General features: G+C 69.7%; 1 protein-coding gene. It reads right to left on the reverse strand.

The features are described from left to right. A partial coding sequence (gene argH / locus RWX45_RS13035) for an argininosuccinate lyase (protein WP_316024146.1) occupies window positions 1-1320 on the reverse strand: 1320 nt, incomplete at its 3' end. Window positions 1321-1322 lie beyond the last annotated feature (2 nt).

Genomic DNA, 1322 nt, shown 5'->3' on the forward strand with positions numbered 1-1322 from the left:
GGTCCCGCCGTGACCAGCGCGGGCGGCGACGGATCCGGCGGCGGATAGAACCGTCCGGACCTGCGCAGTGAGGCGGGGGTCGATGGCGGCGAAGTCCGCATCGCTCAACTCCCACAGCTCAATGCCGCGTCGCTCGCACTCGCGCACACAGGCGCCGGAGAGCTCGTGTGCCTGGCGGAAGGGCACGCCTTGCTTGACCAGCCACTCGGCCACGTCGGTTGCCAGGGAGAAACCCTGCGGGGCGAGTTCGGCCATGCGCGCGTAATTGAGGCGCATGGTGGCGACCATGCCGGACACGGCGGGCAGCAGCACCGCGAGGGTGTCGACGGCGTCGAAAACCGGTTCCTTGTCCTCCTGCAGGTCACGGTCGTAGGCCAGTGGCAGGGCTTTGAGGGTGGCCAGCAGTCCGGCCAGGTCACCGATGAGGCGACCCGCCTTGCCGCGGGCGAGTTCTGCGACGTCGGGGTTCTTCTTCTGCGGCATGATGGAAGAGCCGGTGGAGAAGGAGTCGTCCAGGGTGACGAAGTCGAACTCCTTGGTGTTCCAGATGATGATCTCCTCGGCGAGCCGGGAGACGTCCACCGCCGTCATGGCCAGGATGAAGGAGAATTCGGCAACCACGTCGCGGGCCGAGGTGCCGTCAATGGAGTTCTCGACGGCCGCGTCGAAGCCGAGGTCGGCGGCGACGGCGTCCGGGTCGAGTCCGAGGGTATTGCCCGCCAGCGCCCCGGATCCGTAGGGGCTGACGGCGGCGCGTTCGTCCCAGTCCTCCAGTCGCGCCACGTCACGCATGAGCGGCCAGGCGTGGGCCAGCAGCTGGTGGGCGACGAGCACCGGCTGCGCGTGCTGCATGTGAGTGCGGCCGGGCATGATCGCCTCTCCTGCTGCCGCCGCCTGGTCGATGAGTGCGTCGACGACGTCGAGCACCAGTCCGGCCAGGTGGCGGGCCTGGTCACGCAGATACATGCGGATCAGGGTGGCGATCTGGTCGTTGCGGGAGCGGCCCGCCCGCAGCCTGCCGCCGAGGTCATCTCCGGCGCATTCCATGAGCCCCCGTTCCAGGGCGGTGTGGACGTCCTCGTCGGCGGGGTCGGGACGGAAGGCTCCGGAGACCACGTCGTCCTCAAGCCGGCTGAGGGCATCGAGCATCCCGGTCAGCTGGGCTGCATCCAGCAGGCCGGCGGCGTGCAGGGCACGGGCATGTGCGCGGGAACCGGCGATGTCGTAGCGGGCCAGGCGCCAGTCGAAGTGGGTGGAGACCGACAGCGCCGCCAGGGCGTCGGCGGGGCCGCCGGTGAAGCGGCCGCCCCACAAGCTGATAC

Origin of the sequence: Actinomyces sp. MRS3W, assembly GCF_032465695.1 — a bacterium.
Classification (GTDB): domain Bacteria; phylum Actinomycetota; class Actinomycetes; order Actinomycetales; family Actinomycetaceae; genus Actinomyces.